This is a genomic window from Embleya sp. NPDC001921 (assembly GCF_053594475.1).
On sequence record NZ_JBSFEO010000001.1, the window covers coordinates 160,274 to 186,702 of the forward strand.

Here is a 26,429-nt window from a genome sequence, read left to right on the forward strand (position 1 = left end):
GCAAGGCTTGACGAAGTTCAGACGCGACCCGCTGAAATTCGTCACGACCCAGGGGGTTCGCAAGCGCCGCGAATCGCGTACCTTATCGGCCATGACCTCGGCTCGCGCCTATGACGGCGGCATCTACTCGCCGTATTCGGAGACCCCGATCTACGACCGGCTGGTGGCCGAACGGGGCCGGCCGGAGATCGGCCCCTTCAACCTCCCCATGCCGGACTTCGCCATGCACCCGCTCTTCGGCGAACGACCGGCGCTCCCCGCCCTCCCGGCCCTGCCGTCCTCGTACTCGTCGCCCGCTCCGGCGTACGGGTCCGCGTACGGCGCGTCGGCCCCGGGCTACGGCTACAACACGCCGGCCCCGATGCCCTCGCTGCCCGCCCCGCTGCCGGTACCGGCGCAATACGGCGGCGCCTCCCCGCAGTACGGCGGCGGCCAGTACAACAACGCGCACATGTCGGGCTACGCGTCGATGGCCCCGGCCGCGCCGCAGGCACCCCAGCAGGCCGTGCACCAGGCGCCGCAGCCCGGCGCCGGGCAGTACGCCGCGCAGTACGTACAACCGCCGCAGGTCCCGACGCCGCGCGTGCCGAACATGGGTGAGCCGGGCCAGTTCCCGCCTCGCTACTGATTCGCGCACCGGCCGTAGGACCCCGCCGGTTGGCTGCACAAGCCGTACGTACTCGACAACTCGTGCGGATCCGACCCGTCGCCACGTGCACGAGTCGGGATCGCGTCGGGCATCGAGTCGCTCCACCGCACGTCGTGTGGCACCTCCCGAGCAGGGCGGCGTCGCACCGATCCCCCGCCGGCCTCCCCGGACCGGCGTGAAGAAGTGAACGCATGTACCACCTCGCCTCCTTGCACGTGTATCCGATCAAGTCCGCACGCGGTATCGACCTCTCCGAGGCCGTGGTCGAACCCTGGGGTCTTGCCGACGACCGGCGTTGGATGCTCGTGGACGAGACCGGACGATTCGTCAGCCAGCGCAAGCAGCCACTGCTCGCGACCGTGACGGTACGTCAGGAGGCGGACGGGCGACTCGCCGTAAGCGCGCCCTCGATGGACGAACTGTGGATCGAGCCGACTGCCGAGGTCCGGCTCGCCCCGGTGACCGTCTGGAACGACGAACTCGAGGCCGCCCTCGGCCTGGATGACGCGCACACATGGTTCGGAAAGCTGCTGGGCATCGACGTTCGGCTGGTGCATCTCGACGACCCCACGCGACGAACGCCCGATCAGCGCTTCGCGGATGCGTCCGATCGGGTGAGTTTCGCGGACGGATTTCCGCTGCTGCTGACTACGACGGGTTCACTCGAATCGCTGAATTCCGTCATGGATTCGCCGCTGCCGATGAACCGCTTCCGCCCCAACGTCGTCATCGACGGACCCGAAGGCTGGGCCGAGGACGACTGGCGCCGAATCCGAATCGGTGACGTCACCTTCCGTGTCGTCAAGCCGTGTTCGCGTTGCGTGATCACCACGACCGACCAACGCACCGGCGAACGTGGCCCCGAACCACTCAAGTCCCTCGGAAAACACCGCCGATTCGGCAACAAGCTCATTTTCGGCCAGAACCTGATCCCCGAACTCTCCCCGAACACCAAGGCCATCCTCCACGTCGGCGCCCTCGTAGAGGTCCTCGAAAGCAACTGACCGACCCACGAGCACTCGACACCCGGCACGGAAACCCGAGACCCGAGACCGGAACCGTGCATCGACACGGATGGACCACCATCGCACACCGGCCCCGACTCGGCTTCCGCACGTCCGTTCGAGATCAGGCAAGACGCTGCTCGACGAAGTGAGCACGTACGGAGAGGCATTTCGCCGGTGGGACCGAGCCGCGCGCACCGTTGCCTGAAGGCGGCGGTAGGGCACCGTCGTTCGGGTTGCACCGACGGCAGCCGGCCGTTGGCACACCGCCGCGCCATGCACAACCGCCCCATCCGAGCCGACGCCGGCAGGAACGGCCGGAGCGTACGAAGGTTCGAGCACACGTGCCATCAGCCCTCGCGGCTTGGCCGACGGAGGGCAAGCGGCCCACGGCCGACGGCCCATGGCCGGGCAGCCGGGCGCCCGGCGGCGACGCAGCATTTCGCGCCGGGTAGCGCAACGCCCGTGGCTCAAGCGGATGGCGGCTCCTCAGCCCGGCAAGGCATCCGCACGACTTGGCCATCCGTCGGCGTGCCGGCGCGCGAAAGGTGGCTATTCGGCGCGCGCTGATCGGAAGTCGCCCCCACCGTACGGTCGTCCGTCCAGTTCGATCCCACGCCAGGCCTGGTGCCGATGGGCGCTCCTGTCGGCCGAGAGGTCTACGACGGAGGGCGGCCGACGCGCCGGGATCCGGCGAACGTCCCATCACCAGTGGATGCCACGCTTCGCCGCCGGCGGCGGAGCGGCACGCGCCGGGCTCCGGCCTGGCGGACGGACAGCAACCAACGGCGGCAGGCCACGAGGCGGCACGCAGCGGCACCCCCACGGCGACGCAAGCGAACCGTCATTCGGCGACCGGCACATCGACGACGCATGTGACACCCCGTCACTCCGAAGAGGCGCCGATGCACTCCCTTCACCCCCACCGGACCCGCCCGCCCAACCCCGCATCGGCATCAGCAGCGCCCGCCTGTTCGCTCGCTCAGGAGGGTTGAGCCCGAAACAATCCACGAGCACACCCCGGTCGAGCGGCAGCGGCCGGCTATCCATGCACGAGGCACCAGTACGCCCGCCCACCGAGCCATCACACGCCGCCACTCGACGCGGGGCTGACGTCCGGGCCGGTATCACGTGGCCATCCATCGGCGCCCGAAGGCGACTGTGCGGCAGAGCTGTTCGACGCGCGGGCGCCCGTCCGTCCCCGGCCTTCCGTCGCTCCGCCCCGCTCGTACCCTCGGCCATCACGCCCGGCGGCGGGAAACCGAACCGTCGTCGGACGAAGGCCGTCGGCCGGCCGGGGCACGTGGCCGGCCCGCCGACCGACGCATCGACCCAACCGTCCCCCTACCCACCCCGGTTCGGCGTCACGGGCACCGGTGCGCACGGCCCGGTGACGCCTCCCTCGTCCCGGCCCTTGCCGCACCGCAGTACCGCACCGCCACTTGGCGCACAGGCGTCACCCAGGCGGGTGGCTCCTCCCGCGCGCCCTTATCCAGCGCCGTACCGGGCCGCGCGGCACCGGGCACGCTGATTCCCCCACTACCTCGGACCGTCCGGCACGTTCCTGCCGGGTGAGGGGACACGACCACATGGCCACCGTCACGTTCGACCGCGCGACCCGCCGGTACACCAAGGGCGACAAGCCCGCCGTCGACAACCTCTCGCTCGACATCGGCGACGGGGAATTCCTGGTCCTGGTCGGCCCGTCCGGCTCCGGCAAAAGCACCGCTCTCCGCATGCTCGCGGGCCTGGAGGACGTGAACTCCGGCGCGATCCGGATCGGCGACCGCGACGTCACGAACCTCGAACCCAAAGAGCGTGACATCGCGATGGTGTTCCAGAACTACGCGCTCTACCCGCACATGACGGTGGCCGAGAACATGGCCTTCGCGCTCAAGATCGCACATCAGTCCAAGGACGAGATCGCCCGCCGAGTCACCGAGGCCGCGAAGATCCTCGACCTCACCGAGTACCTCGATCGCAAGCCGAAGGCCTTGTCCGGCGGCCAGCGCCAACGCGTCGCGATGGGCCGCGCGATCGTACGCGAGCCCCGCGTGTTCCTGATGGACGAACCCCTGTCCAACCTCGACGCCAAGCTCCGCGTCCAGACACGCATCCAAATTGCGGGTCTGCAAAGGCGGTTGGGTACGACGACGGTCTACGTGACGCACGATCAGGTCGAGGCGATGACCATGGGCGACCGCGTCGCCGTGCTGAAGGACGGCATCCTCCAGCAGGTCGCGACGCCGCGCCAGATGTATGAGCGCCCCATCAACGTATTCGTCGCCGGCTTCATCGGCTCACCCTCGATGAACCTGATCGACGCGGAACTGACCGAGGGCGGCATCCGTTTCGGCGACGTCCTGGTCCCGCTCACCCACGAGGCGCAGGCAACCGCCCGGACCGAGAACGCCGACCGAATCACGATCGGCATCCGTCCCGAACACCTTGAGGTCACCTCGGGCACGGACGCGCGCGGCCTGGCCATCACGGTCGACGTCGTCGAGGAACTCGGCTCCGACGCCTACGTATACGGCACTGCCCAGGTCGGCGGCACGCCCACCACATTGGTCGTCCGCGTCGCCGGCGCCAACGTTCCCCAGAAGGGCGAAACCCTTCGCCTCACCCCTCGCGCCGACGAGATCCACAAGTTCTCGAAGTCCACGGGCGAACGCCTGGCCGACTGACCCGACTTCCTCACCCTCCCCGCGCCTTTCCGCATCCGCCCGGCGCCTGCTCGCATCGGCCCGTCCGTCGCTCCGGACCCGCGTCCGAGCCGCCATCCCGCACGGCCCGGGCGGCGTCACGGATGTCGACTCAGCCCGCGGCCTCGCGCAACGCCTGCTGGAGATGGGTGGTTCGCAGACGAGTCGGGTCGGCGGCGACCGCGGCAGCGAGTGCGGGGCCGGCCGCGTGGACGATCGAGACGTGCTGTTCGCCTCGGGTGACGAGGGTGTACATGAGGGCTCGGGTGTAAGCGTCGGCACCCTCGGCGGGAAGTACGACGACCGCCGCCGGGCGGCGGACGCCAAGGGATTGACGCGCCGTCAAGGCCCAGCCATGACGCAGCTCGGCTCGCCGAACGGCTTCCGGGGCCGCCGTACCGAAGGCCACCACCACCCGGCCGTCGGGAAGCGCCTCGCGGACAATTCCCTGAACCACACCACCACTTGTGTCGGGCCTGGCCCGAATCACGCGGTCCCCGACGTCGATCGTGCCGATCCCACCGTCGCCGGACATGGCGGAACTCCCCACCCCAGGGCCCGTTTCGCGGCCCGGGTTGAGCCTGGCCTTGAGCGCGGCATTCAGCGCGGTCGCACCGGCGGGACCGGTCGCGAGGGGGGCGACCACGAGTACGTCCCGGGCCGCGATCCCGATCGCCCGCGGAATCGAGTCGGCGACCAACTGCGCGCACCGATGGGCGGCCTCCTCACCGCTGTGGGCGGGGATCAGTACGACGCGGCGTTCGGGATCCTGGATCGGAGGCAGCCGGCCGTCCCGAATGCCGTCGGCAAGCGCCGCCGGCGGATCGTCGGGAACCGTCGGAGCAACCAGCGCGCGGACCGCACCGGTGGCCGCCAGGTCGGTGAACACCCGTCCCGGACCCGTTGATTCGAGGCCGGCCGGGTCGCCGGCCAGCAGTAGCCTGGCGCCGTCCGGTACGGCCTCGAAGATCGCGGCGGCGGCGGTGACGTCGAGCAGCGTCGCGTCGGTGACGACGAGAAGGTCGAGTTCGAGGGTGCCGTCCGGGCCGCGCTCCATCGCGGCCAATTCCCGGAGTCCGACCGCACCTGCGCCGAGTCGGTCCCGGCCGTCGATGGTCGGTGCGACGACGGCCACCCGCAGTCCGGCGTTCCGAGCGTTCGCGGCGACGGTCAGGATCGCGGCCGGCGGTTCCTCGCCGGGGCCCGCGGCGTACAGGAGGACGCCGTTCGTACCCAACGCGCGATCGAGCTTGGTGTCGCCGGTCTCCGGCCACGGTTCGACCGTGGACATCAGCCGGACGACCGCTTCGGCAATGGCCTCCTCGGCGAGGGCGTAGTCGTCCAAGGCAAGCAAGACACCACCCACGGCGGCGAGTTCGTCGGGTTCTTCGAATCCTTCGTCGAAGTCCGCATCGAAGTCGTCCTCGGATTCGCCGATTTCGCCGATTGCGCCGAAGTCGCCGTCATCCTCCACAAGCCCCGCCGGCGCCGCGGGCGCTGCGGCAAAGGCCATCACGCGGCCCTCGGCGAGTATGGCCCGCAACGCGGTATCGGGGTCACCGACCTCGAAGTGCGCGAGCGCCGCCCGGGCGGCATCCGCCTCGATCGCGGTATCGCCCTGTCGAGCGGCCCGCCGCAGCAACCACAACACGATCGCGCGCACCCGCCGCGGATCGTCGGCGATCCATCCGGCGCCGAGCGCCCCGCGGGCAAACAGGTCGGCCTGCTGAGGGGCGATCCCGGGCACCGCGAGCAGTGCCCACGGATCGGCCGCCAACATCTCTGCGGCCTCGCTGCCCAGCGCCGTGGCCACCTGCGACGCCATCCGCTCGGGTGCCCCGGCTGCGACCAAGAGCCGGGCGACATCGGCGACGACGGCGGCGAAGGGCCGCCTGGCCGGGTCGGGCGGCGGTGTCGGCGCCGCTGTTGTCGCTGCACCTGCCGCGGATTCCGCAGCCGCAGCTACATCCGCTTCGCCCCCGATGCCGGGTCCTCCCCAACCGCCGGCGCCGACACTGTCGTCGCCACGCGAACTCGGCCGAGCAACTCCGCCCCCCGAAGCCGGTCCGGCCTCGACGTGCGCCTGCGCCCCACCCCCTGGGTGCCACCGCTCTCCACTCAGAGCACCGCTCTCCCGACCTGCCCCTCCTACACTGCCCGAGCCGTCGAGAGCGGTGCTCTCGGCTTCTCGATTCGGGATCGAACCGGTTTCGATCGAATCAGCGTGAGCACTGCTCTCGGCTTCCGAGATTGCCTCAGAGGCGGACGAGGCTTCGAGAGCGGTGCTCTCGGGAGCGGGGCTCGATCGCACTGCGGAGCGGTTTCCGTCGACGAGAGCGCTGCTCTCAGCATCCGGCTTCGGCTCACCGCGATCGGTCGCCGAATTACCGAGAGCAGTGCTCTCGGCGTGGCGGTCTTGGGCTGCCGAATTACCGAGAGCAGTGCTCTCGACGCTGCGGTCTTGGGCTTCGGCAGATTCGCCACCAGCAACCGAGGCCGATGTTGCACCAGCGATTTCCGACGAGGCGAGAGCAGTGCTCTCCGCGAGGGGGTCCCGCGCCCCACCCTGCCTGTCGCCGGCCGCCGGGGGCGACGGTGCGCTCAGGGCGTCCGAAGCAGCGAGAGCAGTGCTCTCCGCGAGGGGGCTCTGCGCCCCACCCGGCCCGTCGCCGGCAGCGGGGGACGGAGGTGGGCTTGCAGCGTCCGAAGTGGCAAAGGGAGTGGTCCCGGTTGCACTGGTCTGCACCTCACCGGATCCATTGCCGACAGGTGCGGCCAACGTTGCGTTCGCGGCATCAGAAGAGGCGAGAGCAGTGCTTTCGGCGTGGCCGCCATGCTCCTCATCCGGCTCGTCGGCGGCGGAAGGGGGCTGAGGTGCGCTCGCGGCGTCCGAAGTAGCGAGAGCAGTGCTCTGCGCGAGGGGGTCCCGCGCCCCACCCTGCCTGTCGCCGGCGGCCGGGTACGGCGGTGGGCTCACGGCGTCCGAAGCAGCGAGAGCGGTGCTCTCGGGGGATGCGTTTCGCCCGGTGCTCGGCTTGTCGTCGGCGGGTGGCGCTGCGGGTGGGTTTGCGATGTGTTCAGGGGCGAGAGCGGTGCTCTCGGTGGCGTGATTTGGCGCTGCGGTGGGGGTGTTGTCCGTGGTCGAGGCTGTGCGTGGAGGGTTGTGAGCGGTGCTCTCGGTGTGTGCGGTTGGTGGCAGTTCGACGTCGCGCAGCGGGCGGGTGTGGAGAGCGGTGCTCTTTTCGTTGGTCGACGATGCGCCGGTGGCGTTCTCCTCGCGCGCGGCGGCTTCGGCGGCGGCGAGGGCTGCGGCTGCGGCGGCTTCGGCGGCCAACGCGGTACGTCTGCGAGCGCGCTCGGCGCCGTCCCCGTGTGGGGTATCGATGTGGTCGACGCCGCCGACGACTGTCGGGGCTTCGCCGCGCGCCAGCCTTGCGAGTTGATCGCGTAGGAGGGCCACCGGGTCGGGCTTCGGACGGACCTCGGGGGCCTCGGTCGAGGCGGCCTCCGGGTTGGAGAGCGCGGACTCGACGGCCCGGGATGTCCCCTTGCCCCCGGATCGGCCTTCGGCGCCGCCCCGTTCGTCGGCCTTGGGTTCGACGGCGTCCTGCGGGCCGCTTTCCATGTCGCCGTCGTTCATGCCGACACCACCACCTGCACCACCAACGCCACCCGTACTCACGTCAACCACACCCGACCCAAACTCGTTCGCTCGAACGCCCCGAAATACCACCGGCCGCGCCGGCATCACCGACGCGCACCGGGATCGATGGTCCCAAACTGCCGTACCCCAATCTCCCGACGCTTCCCGCCGCACCGAAAACCCGCCTCAACTCATACGAATCCACCGGACGCTCGGCTACCGCCTCGATTGATCAAGACCGCTCAGGACCGCCGGCGCCCCAGCAACGTACCCACGGCCTACCTCACGCGCGGGACGCACCCGGCCTCCGCTCCAAGCGAGGCAGCCTTGTGTCGGCGGCCTCGATCCGCCGAGGGCAAACCCCGCGTCCCTGCCGACGGACCCTCACCGGACGGCGAACCAGGCCGCCCACCGCGCCGCCGCCTCGCGCCGACATCGCCGACGCTGGCGCTGGCGCCGGCACTGGCGAACCGGAAGCCCCGTGCAGCGTGCGCCGTCCGAAGCCCAGCCCCCGAACCCGGCCGACCCGCACCGCGTACATCGCCCAACGCGGCCCACCCCCACATGCCCGGCAGCCCCGCGCCGGCCTGCCTCGTCCGAGGCAGGCCGGCCCCGAACCGGGCGACCCGCACAAGCGCGCATCGCCCGACACACAGCCCAGCCCCGAACCAGCCACCCGCACCAGCGTGCGCCGCCCAACGCAGACCCGCCCCCATACCGGCCGAGCCGCACAAGCACGCATCGCCCGACACAGACCAGCCCCGAACCAGCCACCCGCACCAGCGCGCATCGCCCAACGCAGACCGGCCCCCATACGGGCCGAGCCGCGCCGGCGCGCGCCGCCCGACACGGACCAGTCCCGAACCAGCCGCCCGCACCGCTGCCCGACGCGGCACAGCTCCCATACCGGCCGCCCGCACCGGCGTCCGTCGCCCAACGCAGACCAGCCCCCATACCGGCCGACCGCGCCGGCCCGCGTGGTCCGAAGCGGCCCAGCCCCGAACCGGCCGACCCGTACCGGCGCGCGCCGCCCGACACGGACCGACGCTCGTACCAGGCAGCCTTGCGCCGGCGTGCCTCGTTCGAGGAGCCCAGCCCTGAACCAGCCCGCCCGTACCGGCGTGCGGCGTCCGACACAGCCCAGCCCCGAACCACCCGCCCGCGCCGGCGCACGTCATCCGATACGGCCCGGCCCGCCATACCGGTCGACCCGCGCCTGCGTGCGCCGCCCGACGCGACCCGGCCCCGTACCAGCCGCCCGCGCCGGCGTGCGCCGCGTGGCGCGAGCGCAGCCCCCATTCCCCACGACGCCGCGCCGGCCGGCGGCGATGGCGGCGGGTTAGGCCTGGCTCCAGGTGTGGTCCGGGTAGCCGGTCATGGGTTGGGAGACGTCTTCGAGGGCGGAGCGGATTTCGGTGGGCAGGACGACTGCTTCGGCGGCCAGGGAGGCGCGGAGTTGGGTGGCGTTGCGGGCGCCGACGATCGGGGCGACGACGCCGGGGCGGTCGCGGACCCAGGACAGGGCGACCTCGATGGGGGCGGCGCCCAGGCCGTCGGCGGCGGTGGCGAGGGCGTCGACGATGCGGCGGGAGTGGTCGTCGAGGTAGGGGGCGACGAAGGGGCCCATGTGGGCGGAGGCGCCTCGGGAGTCGGCGGGCATGGCGTGGCGGTATTTGCCGGTCAGGACGCCTCGGCCGAGGGGTGACCACGGGAGCAGGCCGACGCCCAGGTCGAGGGCGGCCGGCAGGACCTCGCGTTCGATGCCGCGTTGGAGCAGGGAGTACTCCATCTGGGTGCTGGCCACGACCACCCGGCCCGGGGCGGCGGACTGCCACGTGGCGGCCTTCGCGAGTTGCCAGCCGCAGAAGTTGGAGACGCCGACGTAGCGGGCCCGGCCGCTGGTGACCGCGAGGTCGAGCGCGTGCAGGGTCTCCTCGAGCGGCGTCGACGGGTCGTACGCGTGTAGCTGCCACAGGTCGACGTGGTCGGTGCCGAGGCGGGCCAGCGAGTGGTCGAGGGCTTGGAGCAGGTGTCCGCGCGAGCCGTCGAAGCGGCGTTCGCTGTACGGCACGCTCGCGGCCTTGGTTGCGATGACCAGCTCCGAGCGCGGGATGTACCCGTCCAGGAGCCGGCCGATCATGTACTCGGCCTCGCCGTCCGCGTACACGTCGGCGGTGTCCACGAGGTTGCCGCCGGCGTCCAGATATGCCTTCATCTGGTCGGCCGCGTCGTGCTCGTCCGTGTCTCGTCCCCACGTCATGGTGCCCAGGCCCATGCGGGAGACCCGCAGGCCGGTGCGGCCGAGATGTCGCTGCTCCATGGCACCGGAGACTAGCCGTTCCCTCCCCTGTGCCGCCGTTGGCGGGGCCGTTCGGCGGTATGCCGGCGGAGTAGGTTACCGGCTGGTAGCTCACGCGATATGGTCGGCCGAGGCGACCTGCTCGGCTTGCCCGGATCGTCCCGCTCGGCTTGCCCGGATCGTCCGGTGATTCGGGCGGTTGTTCGGGTGGCCATTGGCGGCGATTCGGGCGGTTGTTCGCCCCGAGGCCGGACGGTACGCCGACGCCGGACGGTACGCCGACGCCGCCTGGGCATGACTCGGGAAATGGTCGACAACAAGCCGTAACAGGTAGTAGTAGGTGGCAACAAGCAGTAACAAGCGGTAGCAGTACCAAGCGAACCGAGCGGCAACGAACACCGCGACGTCATACGAAAGCAACCGAACGCCGCCCAGGCGTGAGAGAGACGTCGGACAGACGTCGAACAGGGGGTCCGCGAATATGCGACTCGGTATCAACCTCGGCTACTTCGGTGCCGGCAACGACGCCGACAACCTGGCGGTGGCCCAGGAGGCCGACCGTCTCGACTACGCGGTCTGCTGGGCTGCGGAGGCCTACGGATCGGACGCGGCCACGGTGTTGTCCTGGGTCGCCGCGCAGACCACCAGGATCGACGTCGGCTCGGCGATCTTCCAGATCCCGGCCCGGACGCCCACCATGACCGCGATGACCGCCGCGACCCTGGACGTACTCTCCAACGGCCGGTTCCGGCTCGGGCTGGGCGTGTCCGGGCCGCAGGTGTCCGAGGGCTGGTACGGGGTCAAGTTCGACAAGCCGCTCGCGCGCACTCGCGAGTACGTCGAGGTGATCCGGAAGGCGATGCGCCGCGAGCGGGTCGACCACCAGGGCGCCAACTGGACGCTGCCGCTGCCCGGCGGCCCGGGCAAGCCGCTCAAGCTCACCGTGCACCCGGTACGCGAGCACATCCCGCTGTACATCGCGGCCGTGGGCCCGAAGAACCTCGAACTCAGCGGCGAGATCGCCGACGGCTGGCTCGGCGTCTTCTACGCGCCGGAGCACGCCGAGGAGTCGCTCAAGCACATCCGCGCGGGCCGGGAGAAGGCCGGCGCGTCGATGGCCGACTTCGACGTCGTACCCACCGTTCCGCTCGTGATCGGCGACGACCCGCGGCAGGCCGCCGACCAGGTACGCGGTTACGCCGCGCTGTATGTGGGCGGGATGGGCAGCCGGGACCAGAACTTCTACAACCGGCTCGCGGTCCGGATGGGCTACGAGGCCGAGGCCAAGGAGATCCAGGACAAGTTCCTGGCCAAGGACTACGCGGGCGCCGGCGCGGCCGTCCCGTACGACTTCATCGACAAGACCAGCCTGCTCGGCGGCAAGGAGCGGATCGCGGAGCGGATGCAGGCGTACGCCGACACGGGTGTCACGACGCTGACGATCGCGCCGAACGGCAACACCCTCGACGAGCGGATCGCGGCGCTGCGGCTCGCGGCGGAGGCGTTGGAGTTGTCGGGCACGGGGTCCTGAGGCGACCTACGGGTCCTGGGGACTCCAGGTGCCTCGGCTGTCTTGTACGTCTCGCGTGACTTGGATGTCCCGGACGTCCTGAGCGTCCCGGGCGCCCGGGGCGTCCTGGCTCCGCGCCTCGGCGGGGATGGCCGACCCGGTCGACGACATGGGCCGGTTCGAGTACGCCGGTCGGTTCGACTACTCCGGTCGGTTCGAGTCCGCAGGCGGCGGGTTCCGCGATGTGGGCCCGCCGCCTACCGGTGTGTCGTGCGCACTCGTCAGCGCGGGCCGGGTACGCGCGCCGCGATCACCTCGGCGAATTCCAGGAGGCGGCGGATCTGGCCCGGGCCGCCGTCCTCCAGCGACTTGCTGAACCGGTACGCCTCCTGCCGGAAGCGGCCGGTGGACGCGCCGTCCTCGCCGCGCACGGTGGCGATCTCCTGGAGGGTCGGCGTGGCCAGGAAGACGAACGCGCCGCGCAGTTGCCGCCGTCCGTCGTTGTCGGTGCCCACCAGGGTCCGTATCCCGACGTGCGACACCGAGCCGAGCGGAATCACCTGCACGGAGGAGTCCAGCACCGTGCCGCCGGGGGCGGACGGGTCGGTCATGTCCTCGCTGTGCCAGAGCACGAGCCGCCGGTCGTCGCAGACGGCGGCCTCCTGCCATACCGAGGTGCCGTTCGCGTTGATGTCCACGACCCGCTCGAGGGTGAAGCCGCGCACCGGGCGCCGGCCGAGCACCGAGCCCAGTGCCTCCATCGCCACGTCCGGGTGCAGCAGGTAGGACCGCACCGCGTCCTCGAGGTGGGTATGCGAGGACCAGTCGGCCCCGGCGGCCCCGGCCCCCGGAACCTGGGCCGGGCGCGTTCCCGATGTGCGCTGCCTGCCCGACTTGCCGAACATCCCCACCTGCTTCCGCCGCGTCTGTACAAGCAGAAGCCTACGAGAGTCCGGCGTGGGCGGCGCCAGGGTCCACCGCTTGATCGATCACAGAACGAAATCAGGCCGCGGCGGGGGAGTCCAGTGCGTCCCCGCCACGGCCGGTACAGAGGTCAACGACCGTACGCGGCAAAGGACACGAGCGATGGGCGCGGGGTGGCAAGGCGGGGCGACACGGAGCGGGAGAGCGGGGCGACACAGGGCGCTCCCCACCCGTCGCGGCACGTGCGTTGGCTGTGGCGCGCGTTGGCTGCGGCAGGTCGGCCGCGGCAGGTCCTCGGGGTGCTACAGCCATCCGCTCTTGCGGAACATCCGGTGCAGTACGAGGCATGAGGCCACCATCAGGGTGAGCGCGCCCGGATAGCCCCACACCGACTTGAGTTCCGGCATGTGATCGAAGTTCATGCCGTACACGCCGGCGATCATCGTCGGTACGGCGAAGATCGCCGCCCACGCGGAGATCTTGCGCATGTCCTCGTTCTGCCGGACGCCCACCTGCGCGAGGTGCGCGCCGAGTACGTCGGACAACAGGCGGTCGAAGGACTCGATCTGTTCGGTGACCCTGGTCACATGGTCGGCCACGTCCCGGAAGAACGGCCGGGTCTCGGGGGGTACGAAGGCGACCTCCACCGTGGCCAGTTTCCGTATCGGCTCGATCAACGGCAGCGCGGCGCGGCGGCACTCCAGGACCTCGCGCTTGAGCAGGTAGATGCGCTCGGCGTCGTTCTCGCGGCTGGGCGAGAAGACCCGCGCCTCCAGTTCCTCGAGGTCGGTCTCGAGTTCGCCGGCGATGGCGAGGTACGCGTCCACGACGGCGTCGGCAACCGCGTACATCACCGCACCCGGGCCGTGCTTGAGCAGTTCGGGCTGCTTCTCGACCCGGCGACGAACCGACTTCAGCTCGGCACCCGGCCCATGACGCACCGTCACCACGAACGAGTCGCCGACGAACATCATCAGTTCGCCGGTCTCCACCGAGGAGGTCTCGTCGTAGTAGTGCAGGGTCTTGAGCACGAGGAAGATCGAATCGTCGTACGTCTCCAGCTTGGGCCGCTGATGCGCGTGCAGCGCGTCCTCGACGGCGAGCGGGTGCAGCCCGAACTCGCTGGTCACCAGATCGAACTCGCTCGGCGTCGGCTCGTGCAACCCGATCCACAAGAACGAGTCACCGACCCGCCGAGCCTCGTCCAAGGCATCCGAGAAGTCGGCGGGGCCTTCGGTCCGGCGGCCGTTGGTGTAAATGGCGCAGTCGACGATCACTGGTGCATTTTAGTTGTGGCGGCCCCGGTGTCGGCTCACGAGGCCGGATTTTGTGGGGAGGGCTGGGTCGCGGGGGGTGGCGTGCCGAGAGGACGGGGTCGCGGGGGCGGCGTGCCGAGAGGGCCGGGTCGCGGAGAGCGGCCTCCCGCGAGAACCGGGTCGCGGAGAGAGCGGGCCGACGCGCCGGAGTCGTGTTCGGCGGCGTTGCTGCTTGTTGGGCGACTTCGTCGCCGGCTCGCGAGGGACCACCTTTTTTCTCTCCCCCGCAAGCTCCTCCGAGAAAAAAGGCGGCCCCTCGCTCGGGGCTTCGTGTCCCTCCGCTTCGCTCCGGGCCACGAAGCCCAAACCTGCGGCTCCGCCGCTCTCCGCGCTTCGCGCGTCGATCACGAGGTCTCGCCGGTGTCGTGGGCGCTGACGCGCCGAACCGCAGCCGGATTCGGCGGCCCGGGGGCGGCCCGCGGCGTGCTCGAAGCCGGTGTGCCCGGCGTCGGCCGGGCGTATCGGGGTGCTGTGTGGGCCTGCGGCGGCACGCGTCCCTCCTCCCCACTCGGTACACCCCACGCCCCCTCCGCACCTCGGGCCGCCCCGGACTCCGCCTCGCCGCTTCGACCCGACGCCCGGCCACGCCCGATCCGCCGCGTCGCGCATGAGCCCGCTCGCCCAACTCCGCCCCGCCGCTTCGACCCGACGCCGGCCATGCCCGCCCCCGCCTCGATCCATCCCGCCCTGCACCCGCGCCTCGGGCCGGCTCCCGCCACCCCGCCTCCCGCACCGGGCGCCCCCGCCCCCGATCCGCTCCTCGGCCCCGCTCCCGCGCCTCGGGGCCGTCGCCCCACTCCCGCGCCTCGGGGCCGCCGCCCCCGCACTCCCCGCCCCGCGCTCCCCGCCCGCGCGCCCGCCCCGAGCCCTCGCCACGCCCCCGGCCGGCGAAAGGGTGGGATTACGGGGGCGCATAGGGTTGGGGGTATGACGACGGTGCTCTTTGTTCGGCACGGGCGGACCACGGCGAACTCCTCTGGGGTGTTGGCCGGTTGGACGCCGGGGGTGTTCCTGGACGATCGGGGCGAGGAACAGGCCGCGGCGCTGGGGCTGCGGATTGCCGAGGTGCCGCTCGCGGCGGTGGTGACCAGTCCGTTGGAGCGGTGTCGGCAGACGTCCGAGGCGGTGTTGTCCGCCCGGGCCGGCACCAAGTTCGCGTTGGACGCCGGTGCGCAGGTGGACGAGCGGGTCGGCGAGTGTCGATACGGCGACTGGACCGGGCGGGAGCTGAGGAAGCTCGCCGAGGAACCGCTGTGGAAGACCGTGCAGATGCATCCGAGCGCGGTCACCTTCCCCGGCCCGGGCGGCGAGGCCCTGCGTACCACGCAGGCCCGGGCCGTGGACGCGGTCCGGGAGTGGAACGAGCGGGTCGCCGCCGAGCACGGGCCGGACGCGATGTACCTGGTCTGCTCGCACGGCGACGTGATCAAGGCCCTGGTCGCGGACGCGCTCGGGATGCACCTGGACCTGTTCCAGCGGATCCAGGTCGACCCGTGCTCGCTCACGGTGATCACGTACGGCGCACATCGACCGAGCGTCGGCCGGCTCAACGACACCGGCGGCTCGGTGGCCGGGCTGCTGCCGGCGCCCGACGGTCGGCACGCGCCCGCGTCGGGTGACGCGGTGGTGGGCGGCGGAGCCGGCGCGCCGTAGGGTGCTTGGGAGGGCGCACTCCCCCCGCGCGCCCTCGCCGACCCGGCCCCACCCCGCCGGGACGGGATCACCCGGGCAGGATCGAACCTGTGGGAACGGGCAAGATCATCCGGGAATACCACTTCGGATCCGACGGATATAACCGTGCGGGAGCCGGATCGGCCGGATGAACGGATACGACCGTGACGGATACGACCGTGTAGGGCCCCAGCCCGCGCCACACCGGCTCCACCGCTCGTCCCATCGACAGACCGCTATCGAGACAGAACACCACCGAGACAGACCGACCCCGAGACAGACCGCCCCCGAGACCGCCACCCACCCCGTCCCGCTCTCGACAGAAACACGGAGCAGCTCGTGCCCCGCCAGGTCTTCCTGTACGACCCCCCGGAGCGGTTCGTCGCCGGCACCGTAGGTGAGCCCGGCCAGCGAACCTTCTTCCTTCAGGCCTCCGCCGCCGGCCGCGTGACCAGCGTCGCCCTGGAGAAGACCCAGGTGTCCGTACTGGCCGAACGCGTCGACGAATTGCTCGACGAGCTGGTTCGCCGCACCGGCGGCGAGACCGCCGTGCCGGCCGTGACGCCGACCGAACTCGAGGACTCCGGACCGCTGTTGCCGCCGATCCTGGAGGAGTTCCGGGTCGGCACGATGGCGCTCGCGTGGGATGCCGACGACGAGCGTCTCGTGGTCGAGGCGCAGGCCCAGGTCCCCGACGACGACGCCCCCGAGGACACCCTGCTCGGCGATGACGACGACGAGGACGGCCCGCCGTTGTTGCGGGTCCGGCTCACCGGCGGTCAGGCCCGGGCGTTCGCCAAGCGCGCGCTGCTCGTGGTCGCGGCGGGCCGCCCGTCGTGCCCGTTCTGCGGGCTGCCGATGGATCCCGAAGGCCACATCTGCCCGCGCGCCAACGGATACCGGCGTTGACCACGGTCCTCGACGCCGCCGCCGTCCCGGAGTTGTTGCGCCGGGGCGAGTTGACGGTGCAGGCGCGCCTGGAGGACGCCTCCAACGCGACGCTGTACTGCGTGGCCACGCTCGAAGGAGTGTCGCTGCCCTGCGTGTGGAAGCCGGTCGCGGGCGAGCGGCCGCTGTGGGACTTCCCCGACGGCACGTTGGCGGGGCGCGAGATGGCCGCGTACGAGGTGTCCGAGGCGCTCGGCTGGAACATCGTGCCGACCACCGTGTTGCGCGAGGGTCCGTACGGCACGGGCATGTGCCAGATATGGATCGACCACAAGCCCGCCGACGACGAGCCGGAACCGGTGGCGATCCTGCCCGCGGTGGACCCGGGCCCGGCCTGGAAGCCGATCGCGCACGTGGTCGTCCCGGACGAACACGGCAAGGAGCAGCCCGCGCTGCTCGTGCACGCCGCCGCCGACGCGCTGCGCCGGATCGCCGTCTTCGACGCGGTGATCAACAACGCCGACCGCAAGGGCGGCCACCTGCTGCCCGGCCCCGACGGGCACGTGTACGGGATCGACCACGGCATCTGTTTCCACGTCGAGGACAAGCTGCGCACGCTGCTGTGGGGCTGGGCCGGCGAACCGCTGGCGGCCGACGCGCGCGCGGCGCTGACCTCGTTGTCGGCCGAGTTGGCGGGTCCGCTCGGTGCGCGCCTGGGTGAGTTGATTACGCCGGACGAGGTGGCCGCGACCCGCGAACGGGTGAGAGTTCTGCTCGCCGACGACCGCCTTCCGAAACCGGACGGTCGCCGGCACGTGATCCCGTGGCCGCCGATCTGAGCGTGATCGCCGATCCGACCGCAACCGGCTCAGGACTCGGTCTCGGACTCGGACTCGGCCCAGGCCCAGGCCCAGGCCCAGGCCTAGGCCTCGGACTCGGCTCCGGACTCGGACTCGGCCCAGGCCCCGGACTCGGATCCCGGTTCGGCGAAGACGTCCGAGGGGGCGACGGTCTCCGGGACGGCAACGAGGTCGCGGGGGCCGACAAGGTCCGAGGGCGCGGCGAGACGGCGTCCTCGACCCGAGCGTCGGCCGACGACGCGGTCCCCCGACCGATGCGTTGGGCGAAGACGCGGAAATTGGTCCGCCAACCCTGGAAGATCTTCCACCCCTACGGACGTTAGTCTCATACGTATGTATGCCTGGCCTGCACCCGAGCTCCCCGTTCTCCCTGGTCAGGGTGCGTCCCTGCGCGTGTACGACAGCTCCGTGCGCGATCATGTGACGATCACCCCGGGACCGGTCGCGCGGCTGTACGTGTGCGGCATCACCCCGTACGACGCGACCCACATGGGGCACGCCGCGACCTATGTCGCGTTCGACCTGCTCCAGCGCGTCTGGCGGGACGCCGGCCACGAGGTCGACTACGTGCAGAACGTCACCGACGTCGACGATCCGCTCCTGGAGCGGGCCGAGCGGGACGGGATCGACTGGGTCGAGCTGGCGCAGCGCGAGACCGCGCTGTTCCGTGAGGACATGACGTCGCTGCGGGTGCTCCCGCCCGCCAACTACATCGGCGTGGTCGAGGCGATCCCGCTGATCGTGCCGCTGATCGAGGATCTGGTCGCGAAGGACGCGGCCTACTCGGTGGACGGCGACATCTACTTCTCGATCGTGTCCGACCAACGCTTCGGCGGAGTGTCCGGCTACACCGCCGCCCGAATGCTGGAGATCTTCGGCGAGCGCGGCGGCGACCCGGAGCGGGCGGGCAAGAAGGACCCGCTCGACCCGCTGCTGTGGCGCGCCGCCCGGCCCGGCGAGCCGTCCTGGGACGCGTCGTTCGGCGCGGGCCGGCCCGGTTGGCACATCGAGTGTGTGGCGATCGCGCTCAAGTACCTCGGCATGGGCTTCGACGTGCAGGGGGGCGGCAGCGATTTGATCTTCCCGCACCACGAGATGGGCGCGTCGCACGCGCACGTGGTCACCGGCGAAGTGCCGTACGCGAAGGCCTACGTACACGCCGGCATGGTCGCGCTCGACGGCGAGAAGATGTCCAAGTCGCGCGGCAACCTGGTGTTCGTCTCCAAGCTGCGCCGCGAGGGCGTGGACCCGATGGCGATCCGCCTGGTCCTGCTGGCCCACCACTACCGCAGCGACTGGGAGTGGACCGACGAGGTCCTGGCGGACGCCACCACCCGGCTCGCCACGTGGCGCGCGGCGGTCGGCCGTCCGGACGGGCCGGACACCACCGAACTGCTCGCCGGCATCCGCGAACGCATGGCCGACGACCTGGACGCGCCCGGCGCGCTGGCCGCGATGGACGCGTGGGCGGCCCGGCAACTCGCCGAGGGCGGCGACGACATGTCCGCCCCGGGTGTGGCCGCCCGCGCCTTGGACGCGATCCTCGGCGTGGCCCTCTGACCTTCGGGCCACCGACCCTCGGGTCACCCGCCCGAAGGCGACACGATCGCCGGACCCCGACGCTCGACCCCGAGGCCACGCCTCGGCCGACCATCGCCACGATCGCCCGCCGCCGTCCCCGGGCCGGCCGCTCCCGGCCCGACCACCGCACAACCGAAGGCCCGACCACGACACCAGGAAGGCCCCGACCGGCAGTGCCCGGTCGGGGCCTTCGTGTGCGGCGAGCCGGGTGATCCCGGCCTCGTCGCGGCGGACGTCGAACAGGTACCGCTCCGGCCGGCCACACCCCCGCGACGGCCGACCGGAACGGCTCCTCGTCCACGACCCCAGCAGATCACGCGGGCCGGTCCCGGCACTTCAGGGGAAGCCCTCACATTCCGGGGAGCGGGTGAGGGGTACCCGAGGGAGTCCGGGGCGTCGGCCGCGGGCCGGGGTCGAACCGGCGGCGCCCGATCGGGCTTGGTGACGCCGTCGACGACAGACGACAGACGACAGAGACGGACAACGGACGGAGGACAGCGCACAACGCACCGATGACGGATGGCGGATGACGGACGGATGTGAGAGACGACAGGTGTTCACGCCTCCATCAGCAGGTATTGCCGCACGTCCAGGTACCCGGACCGGAAACCGGCCTCGGACCAGGACAGATACAGGTTCCACATGCGCCGGAACACGTGGTCGAAGCCCAACGAATCGACCTCGTCCGCGCGCCGGTTGAAGCGCTCGCGCCACAGCCGCAACGTCTCGGCGTAGTGCGGCCCGTACGACCTGCTGTCGGCGACCCGCAGCCGGGTGGCCGAAGTCGCCTTGCGGACCGCGTCGTCGGAGGGGATCAGGCCGCCGGGGAAGATGTACTTGTGGATCCAGGTGTACGTGTCGCGGCTGGCCACCATCCGGTCGTGCGGCATCGTGATCGACTGGAGCGCGACCCGTCCGCCCGGGGCCAGCCGTCGGTCGAGCACGCCGAAGTAGATCGGCCAGTACTCCTCCCCCACCGCCTCGATCATCTCCACGCTGACGATCGCGTCGTAGCTGCCGCTCACCTGACGGTAGTCGCACAGTTCCACCTCCACCCGGTCCGCGAAACCGGCCCGGGCGATCCGTTCGATCGCCAGGTCGCGCTGCTCGGCCGAGATCGTGATGGTGTGCACGTACGCGCCGCGTTCGGCCGCGCGCAGGGCCAACTCGCCCCAACCGGTACCGATTTCCAGGACTCGGGTGCCTTGGCCCACGTTCGCGAGGTCGAGCAGGCGGTCGATCTTGCGGTGCTGGGCCGCGGTCAGCGCGTCCTCCTCGGCCCTGGGTCCGCCGTCCGCGCCCTGCTCGAAGACCGCCGACGAATAGGCCATCGTCTCGTCCAGGAAGGTCGCGAACAACTCGTTCGACAGGTCGTAGTGCCGATGGATGTTGCGCTTCGCGCCCGAGACGGTGTTGCGCTGCGAGCGGGGCGGCCGGGGGACCGCCACCGGGCGAAGTCGCTGGAGCGCGGGCGGAATCAGCGTGCCCACCCGGGACGCGAACACGGTCAACACCGCGGTCAGGTCGTCCGCCTCCCAGTCCCCCGCCTGATACGCCTCGCCGAAGCCGATCAGTCCGCCCGCGCCGACCCGATGGAAGAACGCGTCCGGTCGCACGATCCGCATCCGGGGCGCCGTCGCGCCCCCGTTCCCGAACACCGCGCCGTCGATCCACACCCGCAGCGGCAGCCGCGCCACCGCCCGCTCGAACAGGAACCGGGCGGCCGCCGCACGCACCGGCCGCCTCGGCACCTCGGCCACGTCGGGCCAGCGCACCGGGTCGATCCGAGTCGGGGCAACCTCGATCACACTCAACGCAGACTCCCTCCAGTCCTGTGTCGCACCACGGGCACGCCGCGCGGCCACGACACCGGACAACCGGCGGTTCCGGGCCGCGCCGAGGTGCGGCGCCACCGGGTGACGCGGGGTCGGACCGAGCAGGGGTCGCACCGTGTATGGGCGCCGCTCCCCTCGCACCCGAGCCACAAACGGCCGCGCACCCGGATGGTGCAACGTGACCGTCGCGCCTGATCCGCACCCGACTCGGGCAGCACGGTGGGTGGTTGCCCGCGCCGGGGAGGAACGGCGAAACGTAGAACTCCTTTTCGGGCGCGGCTCTTCCCCGATCGTCGGCGGGGACCGGCGAAAGCGGATCGGCCCGAAGGCCGATCCGCTCGCCGTGCCCCACCCGTACGCCCGGTCCGCTCGACCGGTCCCGCTCCCCGTCGGGAGATCAGCCCCCGCAGCCCCCGCCGCCGCCACAACCGCCGCCACCGCCGCAACTGCTGCCGCCGCCACAGCTACTGCCGCCGCCGCCTCCGCCGCCACCGCCGCTGCCGCCATAGGCCACCAGCGCGGTCCGGGCCTCCGGGTCCGGGTGTGCGGCCATGCCCAGGCAGGCCACCGCGAACAGGCCCGCCAGCGCGCCGGAGCCGACCAGGACGCCCGAGGTGCGGTCCGCTCGCAACTGCGTGGTCAACTCGCGCAGTGCCCTGCGGCCCGCCCCGGTGGCCCGCAAGGGAGCGCTGGTCAAGCCCGCGAGGACGAAGGTGAGCACCAGCAGCGGGACCAGGAATACGATCGGCCTGCTGTGTGCCAGGCCGTTGACGAAGCGGGCGATGCCGACCAGCGCGAGCACGAGCATCAGCCGAGCCGGCATCTTGCCGATCCGACGGGCCAACGGGGAGTGCGCGAGCCCGCGCTCGACCAGGCTGCCCTCGATCCGCGCCATCATGTCGCTGCGCGACCAGGCCCGCAGCAGCGCGAGTCGGGTGCCCCGAGTGGTGCGCACGCAGTCCATCACGGCCGCCGCGACCGGCTCGGCCGGCCGTGATCCGCCGGCGGCGGTGATTTTACCGGCGCGCTGTACGTGTACGTAGCCCTCGGTGATCAGCGACGCCAGCGCGGTGTCGGCGACCCGCATCGGCCCGCCCGCGAGGAAGGCGGCGTCGTACGCGCCCAGCGGCGCCCGGCTCGCCTGGCCGCGGACCGCCCACGCCATCACGATCCGCAGCACGATCGCCAGAACGAACAGGCCGGCCAGGATCCCGCCGTAGAGCTTGAGGAATTCGGGACCGGTCAGGCCCCACGCGGTGCCGTTCATGTGACGTCCCTCCCGATGGTCCGACTCGCCGTTTTGGTCTGCTTGTTCATCCTGTTCCGGAAGGTAGCAGCGGCTCGATCCACCCGGTCAGAGGCATCTCCCTACGTTCCGCGGAGGTCCCCACCGCCGCCCCGCCGAAGCTCCTTCGCCGCCCCGTCGCGGCTCCTTCGCCGCCCTGTCACCGCCCTGCCGCCGGGCCGTGCGAGCCCCGCTCGGCCGCCCCGTTCAACTGACCGGTCGTCAAAACACCGCCCGGTCCATGCCGACCCCGCGTACGGGTGCAGGATGGTGGTACACCCGTACACACGTGCCGTTCCGCCTTTCCCGAGGAGCCCGTCATGACGGAGGCTGTCCGTCCCCAGCCCACCACCACCGCGGAGAACGAGGTCGTCGACCTGTGCCGCGATCTGATTCGGATCGACACGAGCAACTACGGTGACGGCTCGGGTCCGGGAGAACGCACCGCCGCGGAGTACGTCGCCGAGAAGCTCGCCGAGGTCGGCCTCGAACCGAAGATCTACGAATCCGAGCGCGGCCGGGCCAGCACCGTCGTACGGATCGAGGGCACCGACCGGTCCCGGCCGGGGCTGCTGATCCACGGTCACCTCGACGTGGTGCCCGCCAACGCCGCGGACTGGACCTACGACCCGTTCGCGGGCGAGGTCGAGGACGGCTGCGTGTGGGGCCGCGGCGCGGTCGACATGAAGGACATGGACGCGATGGTGCTCGCGGTGCTGCGCGACCGGGTACGCACCGGCCGGCTGCCCTCGCGCGACATCGTGCTCGCGTTCGTGGCCGACGAGGAGGCCGGCGGCGTGTTCGGCGCGCGGCACCTGGTGAACAACCACGCCGACCTGTTCGAGGGGGTCACCGAGGGCATCGGCGAGGTCGGCGGCTTCTCCTTCACCGTCAACGACGATCTGCGCCTGTATCTGGTCGAGACCGCCCAGAAGGGCATGGACTGGATGCGGCTGATCGTGGACGGCACCGCCGGCCACGGTTCGATGATCGCCAAGGACAACGCGATCACCGAACTGGCCGAGGCCGTCGCGCGAGTGGGTCGGCACAAGTTCCCGATCCGGGTCACCAAGACCGTGCGCGCGTTCCTGGACGAGATCTCGGACGCGCTGGGCATCGAACTCGACCCGGACGACATCGAGTCCACCATCGAGCGGCTGGGCCCGATCGCGAGCATCATCGGCGCGACCATCCGCAACACCGCGCAGCCGACCATGCTGAACGCGGGGTACAAGGTCAACGTGATCCCCGGACAGGCCACCGCGCACCTGGACGGCCGGTTCCTGCCGGGCTTCGAGGACGAGTTCCACGCCGAGTTGGACGCGGTGCTGGGCCCCCGGGTGCGCCGCGAGACGGTGCACACCGACCAGGCCCTGGAGACCGGCTTCGACGGCGCGCTCGTCGAGGCGATGTCGGCCGCGCTGCGCGCGCACGATCCGGCCGCGCGCGCGGTGCCGTACTGCCTGTCCGGCGGCACCGACGCCAAGTCCTTCGCCGATCTGGGCATCCGCTGCTTCGGGTTCGCGCCGCTGAAGCTGCCGGCCGACCTCGACTTCGCGGGCATGTTCCACGGCGTCGACGAGCGGGTCCCGGTGGACGGGCTCAAGTTCGGCGTGCGGGTGCTGGATCACTTCCTCGACAACGCGTGAGCGAACGACGTGCGGTCGGGTCCGGGACGGCTCCCGGCACCCCGGCCGCACGCCGGTCGGGCCCGGAGCCCGGGCGTCGACCGGGTTCGGGCCCGATCGAGTGAATACCTCGGCCCGCGCGTAGCCTCCGCCCGATCCTGTCGTTTCCCCTTGTGCGGCGCGCAAGCGCGTCGTGGTGTCGACAAGGAGGACGGAAGAATTATGAAGAAGATGGGCAAGGTCGCGTTCATCGTCGCGGCCGGCGGTGGTCTTGTGCTCGCCGGCGCCAGTGGCGCCATGGCGAACTCCGAGGCGGAGGGTGCGGCCGTCGGCTCCCCCGGTGTGCTGTCGGGCAACAACGTCCAGGTTCCGATCCACATTCCGATCAACCTGTGCGGCAACACCGTCAGCATCATCGGCGTGCTGAACCCCGCGTTCGGCAACACCTGCATCAACGCCTGATCCAGGCCCACACGCTCGTTGGCGTACGGACGGCCCCGAGACCCACGCGGTCTCGGGGCCGTCCCGCTGTGCGGTCGGCGCGGGCACGACCGGCCCCGGCCGGCGCGCCGTACGGGCCGTCCGCACCGGGATCACCCGGGTCCGCGCCGGGACCACCGGGCCGGACCGGGCGGTCCCCAGGAGGCCGCCCGCCGGCGGGCCCGCGACGGCGCTTCGCACCGCCGTTCCCGTACTTCGGAGCGCGGTCGTCATCGGTCGGCCAAGCGCCCACCTGGGGATCAGAGCGATCAAAAGCGGTCGGAATCCGGTTCCGGAGAATCCCAAAACTCAGCCGTACGAGCGAATCGACCCAACCCCGGTGACCTCCTGTGTCGGCCCTCGTTGACGTCCGTGCGGGGTCAACGTCCCCCGCCCCTCGCGAGAGAGACACAGGGGTACTTACATGCACCAGCTCGCCAAGAAGGGGTTGTTGGTCGTCGTCGCCACCACGGGCGCACTCGCGTCCGCGGCGGTCGGCGTGGCCGGCGCCAGCAGTGGAGCCCAGGGTGCGGCCGCCGGCTCGCCCGGCGTGGCGTCGGGCAACAACATTCAGGTCCCGATCCACGTCCCGGTGAACGTGTGCGGGAACACGGTGAACGTGGTCGGCGCGCTGAACCCGGCGTTCGGCAACCACTGCGCGAACGGGTCGCACACGCCGCCCACCACGCACCCGCCGACCACCAAGCCGCCCACCACGAAGCCCCCGACCACCAAGCCCCCCACCACGAAGCCGCCGACGACGAAGCCGCCGACCACCAAGCCGCCCACCACGAAGCCCCCGACCACCAAGCCGCCGACCACGAAGCCGCCGACCACCGGTGGCACCAGCGGCGGCACGACGGGCGGCACGACGGGTGGGACGACCGGCGGCACCACCGGCGGCGACACCACGGGCGGCACCAGCGGCGGCGGCACCGGCGGATCCACGAGCCACGGCGGCTCGCTCGCGCAGACCGGTTCGGACGCACTGGTGGTGGCCCCGATCGGCGCCGCGCTGCTGCTCGGCGGCTTCGTGCTCTACCGCCGTTCGCGCCCCGCGCAGGACTGAGCACGGCGTACACGACGCACGACCCGAGGACCGCTCGCCCCTGGGAGGACAGGGGCGGGCAGTCCTCTTTTTTGTGACGATCCGTCACATAGTGCGCACCTGCCGGATGATGCGGCGCCGCAGCACCACCCGGCGACTGCCGTCGCCGCGCAGGAGCAGGCGATCCAGCTCCCAATACCCGTACTCCGCATGCTCGGTCAGGATCCGGCACGCGTCGGTGCGGGACGTGCCGCGCGGAATGTCCAGTTGCCGAAACTCGTAGTCCGCCATGTTTCCATTCCCCGGCGGCCGCGCCGAGGCGCGGTGACCGGCCTTTTGGTGACTCTCCGACTCCGCCATCAGTGAACCATTGTGCGCGCGTGGGGCTCTTGCGGATAACGTCAGCCCATGACCGGTGTCGCACAGCCCACGCCAGAGCAGGTCCGTGCCGCCGCGGACGTTCTCAAATCGGCGATCGACGACCATTTGGCCGCCGTCGAAGCCCGCCAGGGCGAGAGCGACCCGGCCGTGTTCGCCGCGTACGACGCGCTCGCCGCCGCCGCCGAGGCGTACGACGAGCTGTTGTACGACGCCTTTGACGAGGTCACCCCGTTCGAGGTGCCCGGCAGCAGCGAGGAAGCCGAGTACGAGGGTCCGACCAACCCGGAGGCGGTCACCGTGCTGATCCGCCGGGACTATGTGATCAAGGACCTGATCACGCTCGTCGACCACGCCCGCCGGGCCGACGCGGAGGCCGGCGACGCCGAACCGCCGACGTCCCCGCGCGACACCGGCACGGACAGCGCGTCGAGCGCGGTCGCGGTGTTGTTCGACGTCTACGACCCGGACGAGATCGCCCAGCGCGCCGAGGAACTCGGCCTCGAACCGGGCGATTCCACCCTGTGGGTGTCGGCGATCGAGCCGACCGAGCCGGGCGAGTGGCTGGACGCGCCGTTCGACGACGCGGATCCGCGCAGCATCATCTACCGATTCGAGACCAGCACCGCGTACGAGGACGACCTCGAGGCACTGGAACGCGATCTGCACTGATCCCCGGCCCACCGTCGCCATGACACGTGTCACACGAGTGCGGCGACGCCCCG

Annotated in this window: 19 protein-coding genes; 12 read left to right on the forward strand and 7 right to left on the reverse strand. The window is 71.3% G+C overall.

Translation table 11 applies throughout. The annotated features are described in order from the left end of the window. Nucleotides 1–91 precede the first annotated feature (91 nt). From ACWCPW_RS00685 to ACWCPW_RS00695, 3 genes are all read left to right on the forward strand, one after another. The gene (locus ACWCPW_RS00685) at nt 92–628 is read left to right on the forward strand and encodes a DUF6643 family protein (RefSeq protein WP_449759400.1); all 537 of its coding nucleotides are present in this window, start codon (nt 92–94) and stop codon (nt 626–628) included. A gap of 212 nt (nt 629–840) precedes the next feature. Beyond that, nucleotides 841–1,653 (forward strand): MOSC domain-containing protein, encoded by an 813-nt coding sequence (locus tag ACWCPW_RS00690; protein ID WP_449759401.1) that lies wholly within the window; start codon nt 841–843, stop codon nt 1,651–1,653. A gap of 1,589 nt (nt 1,654–3,242) precedes the next feature. After that, complete coding sequence (locus ACWCPW_RS00695) at nt 3,243–4,340, forward strand: ABC transporter ATP-binding protein (protein ID WP_449759402.1); 1,098 nt, start codon at nt 3,243–3,245, stop codon at nt 4,338–4,340. A gap of 130 nt (nt 4,341–4,470) precedes the next feature. Here ACWCPW_RS00695 and ACWCPW_RS00700 read toward each other — a convergent pair whose 3' ends face one another. Together ACWCPW_RS00700 and ACWCPW_RS00705 are read right to left on the reverse strand one after the other, a co-directional pair. Then, a complete protein-coding gene (locus tag ACWCPW_RS00700; protein WP_449759403.1) occupies nt 4,471–7,998 on the reverse strand; it encodes a helix-hairpin-helix domain-containing protein in 3,528 nt (1,175 codons plus the stop codon). 1,342 nt (nt 7,999–9,340) lie between these two features. After that, on the reverse strand, nt 9,341–10,321 hold the full coding sequence (locus ACWCPW_RS00705) for an aldo/keto reductase (RefSeq protein WP_395863504.1): 981 nt from the start codon (nt 10,319–10,321) through the stop codon (nt 9,341–9,343). Nucleotides 10,322–10,781: 460 nt separating this feature from the next. Between ACWCPW_RS00705 and ACWCPW_RS00710 the strand changes: the two genes are divergently transcribed. Beyond that, nucleotides 10,782–11,831 carry an LLM class F420-dependent oxidoreductase gene (locus ACWCPW_RS00710; RefSeq protein WP_449759404.1) on the forward strand — a complete coding sequence of 350 codons (1,050 nt, stop codon included), beginning with the start codon at nt 10,782–10,784 and terminating at the stop codon, nt 11,829–11,831. Nucleotides 11,832–12,091: 260 nt separating this feature from the next. On the opposite strand, the gene ACWCPW_RS00715 is transcribed toward ACWCPW_RS00710, so the two are convergent. Further along, nucleotides 12,092–12,715 carry a hypothetical protein gene (locus ACWCPW_RS00715; protein WP_406295012.1) on the reverse strand — a complete coding sequence of 208 codons (624 nt, stop codon included), beginning with the start codon at nt 12,713–12,715 and terminating at the stop codon, nt 12,092–12,094. A gap of 321 nt (nt 12,716–13,036) precedes the next feature. Next, nucleotides 13,037–14,011: a magnesium/cobalt transporter CorA gene (corA, locus tag ACWCPW_RS00720; protein WP_449759405.1), complete on the reverse strand. Its 975-nt coding sequence runs from the start codon at nt 14,009–14,011 to the stop codon at nt 13,037–13,039. 966 nt (nt 14,012–14,977) lie between these two features. On the opposite strand from corA, the gene ACWCPW_RS00725 reads away from it, so the two are divergent. The 4 genes from ACWCPW_RS00725 to mshC all read left to right on the forward strand — a co-directional run bounded on the left by ACWCPW_RS00725 (nt 14,978) and on the right by mshC (nt 19,029). Continuing rightward, the gene (locus ACWCPW_RS00725) at nt 14,978–15,703 is read left to right on the forward strand and encodes a histidine phosphatase family protein (protein ID WP_449759406.1); all 726 of its coding nucleotides are present in this window, start codon (nt 14,978–14,980) and stop codon (nt 15,701–15,703) included. Between the two features lie 357 nt (nt 15,704–16,060). Next, nucleotides 16,061–16,630: a DUF3090 domain-containing protein gene (locus ACWCPW_RS00730; RefSeq protein WP_395863494.1), complete on the forward strand. Its 570-nt coding sequence runs from the start codon at nt 16,061–16,063 to the stop codon at nt 16,628–16,630. Continuing rightward, a complete protein-coding gene (locus tag ACWCPW_RS00735; RefSeq protein ID WP_449759407.1) occupies nt 16,627–17,448 on the forward strand; it encodes an SCO1664 family protein in 822 nt (273 codons plus the stop codon). Before ACWCPW_RS00730 ends, ACWCPW_RS00735 begins: the two co-directional genes overlap by 4 nt. Before the next feature lie 354 nt (nt 17,449–17,802). After that, complete coding sequence (mshC, locus tag ACWCPW_RS00740; protein WP_449759408.1) at nt 17,803–19,029, forward strand: cysteine--1-D-myo-inosityl 2-amino-2-deoxy-alpha-D-glucopyranoside ligase; 1,227 nt, start codon at nt 17,803–17,805, stop codon at nt 19,027–19,029. 578 nt (nt 19,030–19,607) lie between these two features. Here mshC and ACWCPW_RS00745 read toward each other — a convergent pair. Together ACWCPW_RS00745 and ACWCPW_RS00750 are read right to left on the reverse strand one after the other, a co-directional pair. Further along, complete coding sequence (locus ACWCPW_RS00745) at nt 19,608–20,864, reverse strand: class I SAM-dependent methyltransferase (protein WP_449759409.1); 1,257 nt, start codon at nt 20,862–20,864, stop codon at nt 19,608–19,610. Nucleotides 20,865–21,282: 418 nt separating this feature from the next. Further along, nucleotides 21,283–22,152 (reverse strand): TIGR04222 domain-containing membrane protein, encoded by an 870-nt coding sequence (locus ACWCPW_RS00750; RefSeq protein WP_449759410.1) that lies wholly within the window; start codon nt 22,150–22,152, stop codon nt 21,283–21,285. A gap of 338 nt (nt 22,153–22,490) precedes the next feature. Here ACWCPW_RS00750 and ACWCPW_RS00755 point away from each other — a divergent pair, with 338 nt between their 5' ends. From ACWCPW_RS00755 to ACWCPW_RS00765, 3 genes are all read left to right on the forward strand, one after another. Beyond that, nucleotides 22,491–23,819, forward strand: a complete 1,329-nt coding sequence (locus ACWCPW_RS00755; protein ID WP_449759411.1) for a M20/M25/M40 family metallo-hydrolase — start codon at nt 22,491–22,493, stop codon at nt 23,817–23,819. Between the two features lie 201 nt (nt 23,820–24,020). Next, the gene (locus tag ACWCPW_RS00760) at nt 24,021–24,260 is read left to right on the forward strand and encodes a chaplin (RefSeq protein ID WP_449759412.1); all 240 of its coding nucleotides are present in this window, start codon (nt 24,021–24,023) and stop codon (nt 24,258–24,260) included. A gap of 442 nt (nt 24,261–24,702) precedes the next feature. Then, nucleotides 24,703–25,347: a chaplin gene (locus tag ACWCPW_RS00765; RefSeq protein WP_449759413.1), complete on the forward strand. Its 645-nt coding sequence runs from the start codon at nt 24,703–24,705 to the stop codon at nt 25,345–25,347. A gap of 84 nt (nt 25,348–25,431) precedes the next feature. On the opposite strand, the gene ACWCPW_RS00770 is transcribed toward ACWCPW_RS00765, so the two are convergent. Further along, nucleotides 25,432–25,617, reverse strand: a complete 186-nt coding sequence (locus tag ACWCPW_RS00770) for a DUF5703 family protein (protein ID WP_395868893.1) — start codon at nt 25,615–25,617, stop codon at nt 25,432–25,434. A gap of 117 nt (nt 25,618–25,734) precedes the next feature. Here ACWCPW_RS00770 and ACWCPW_RS00775 point away from each other — a divergent pair, with 117 nt between their 5' ends. Beyond that, nucleotides 25,735–26,376 (forward strand): hypothetical protein, encoded by a 642-nt coding sequence (locus tag ACWCPW_RS00775; protein ID WP_449759414.1) that lies wholly within the window; start codon nt 25,735–25,737, stop codon nt 26,374–26,376. Nucleotides 26,377–26,429 lie beyond the last annotated feature (53 nt).

Excerpts from the sequence above, each read along its gene's own strand:
- ACWCPW_RS00685 (WP_449759400.1), top strand. The coding sequence starts at position 92 with ATGACCTCGGCTCGCGCCTATGACGGCGGCATCTACTCGCCGTATTCG.
- ACWCPW_RS00690 (WP_449759401.1), top strand. The coding sequence starts at position 841 with ATGTACCACCTCGCCTCCTTGCACGTGTATCCGATCAAGTCCGCACGC.
- ACWCPW_RS00695 (WP_449759402.1), top strand. The coding sequence starts at position 3,243 with ATGGCCACCGTCACGTTCGACCGCGCGACCCGCCGGTACACCAAGGGC.
- ACWCPW_RS00700 (WP_449759403.1), bottom strand. The coding sequence starts at position 7,998 with ATGAACGACGGCGACATGGAAAGCGGCCCGCAGGACGCCGTCGAACCC.
- ACWCPW_RS00705 (WP_395863504.1), bottom strand. The coding sequence starts at position 10,321 with ATGGAGCAGCGACATCTCGGCCGCACCGGCCTGCGGGTCTCCCGCATG.
- ACWCPW_RS00710 (WP_449759404.1), top strand. The coding sequence starts at position 10,782 with ATGCGACTCGGTATCAACCTCGGCTACTTCGGTGCCGGCAACGACGCC.
- ACWCPW_RS00715 (WP_406295012.1), bottom strand. The coding sequence starts at position 12,715 with ATGTTCGGCAAGTCGGGCAGGCAGCGCACATCGGGAACGCGCCCGGCC.
- ACWCPW_RS00725 (WP_449759406.1), top strand. The coding sequence starts at position 14,978 with ATGACGACGGTGCTCTTTGTTCGGCACGGGCGGACCACGGCGAACTCC.
- mshC (WP_449759408.1), top strand. The coding sequence starts at position 17,803 with ATGTATGCCTGGCCTGCACCCGAGCTCCCCGTTCTCCCTGGTCAGGGT.
- ACWCPW_RS00750 (WP_449759410.1), bottom strand. The coding sequence starts at position 22,152 with ATGAACGGCACCGCGTGGGGCCTGACCGGTCCCGAATTCCTCAAGCTC.
- ACWCPW_RS00755 (WP_449759411.1), top strand. The coding sequence starts at position 22,491 with ATGACGGAGGCTGTCCGTCCCCAGCCCACCACCACCGCGGAGAACGAG.
- ACWCPW_RS00760 (WP_449759412.1), top strand. The coding sequence starts at position 24,021 with ATGAAGAAGATGGGCAAGGTCGCGTTCATCGTCGCGGCCGGCGGTGGT.
- ACWCPW_RS00765 (WP_449759413.1), top strand. The coding sequence starts at position 24,703 with ATGCACCAGCTCGCCAAGAAGGGGTTGTTGGTCGTCGTCGCCACCACG.
- ACWCPW_RS00770 (WP_395868893.1), bottom strand. The coding sequence starts at position 25,617 with ATGGCGGACTACGAGTTTCGGCAACTGGACATTCCGCGCGGCACGTCC.
- ACWCPW_RS00775 (WP_449759414.1), top strand. The coding sequence starts at position 25,735 with ATGACCGGTGTCGCACAGCCCACGCCAGAGCAGGTCCGTGCCGCCGCG.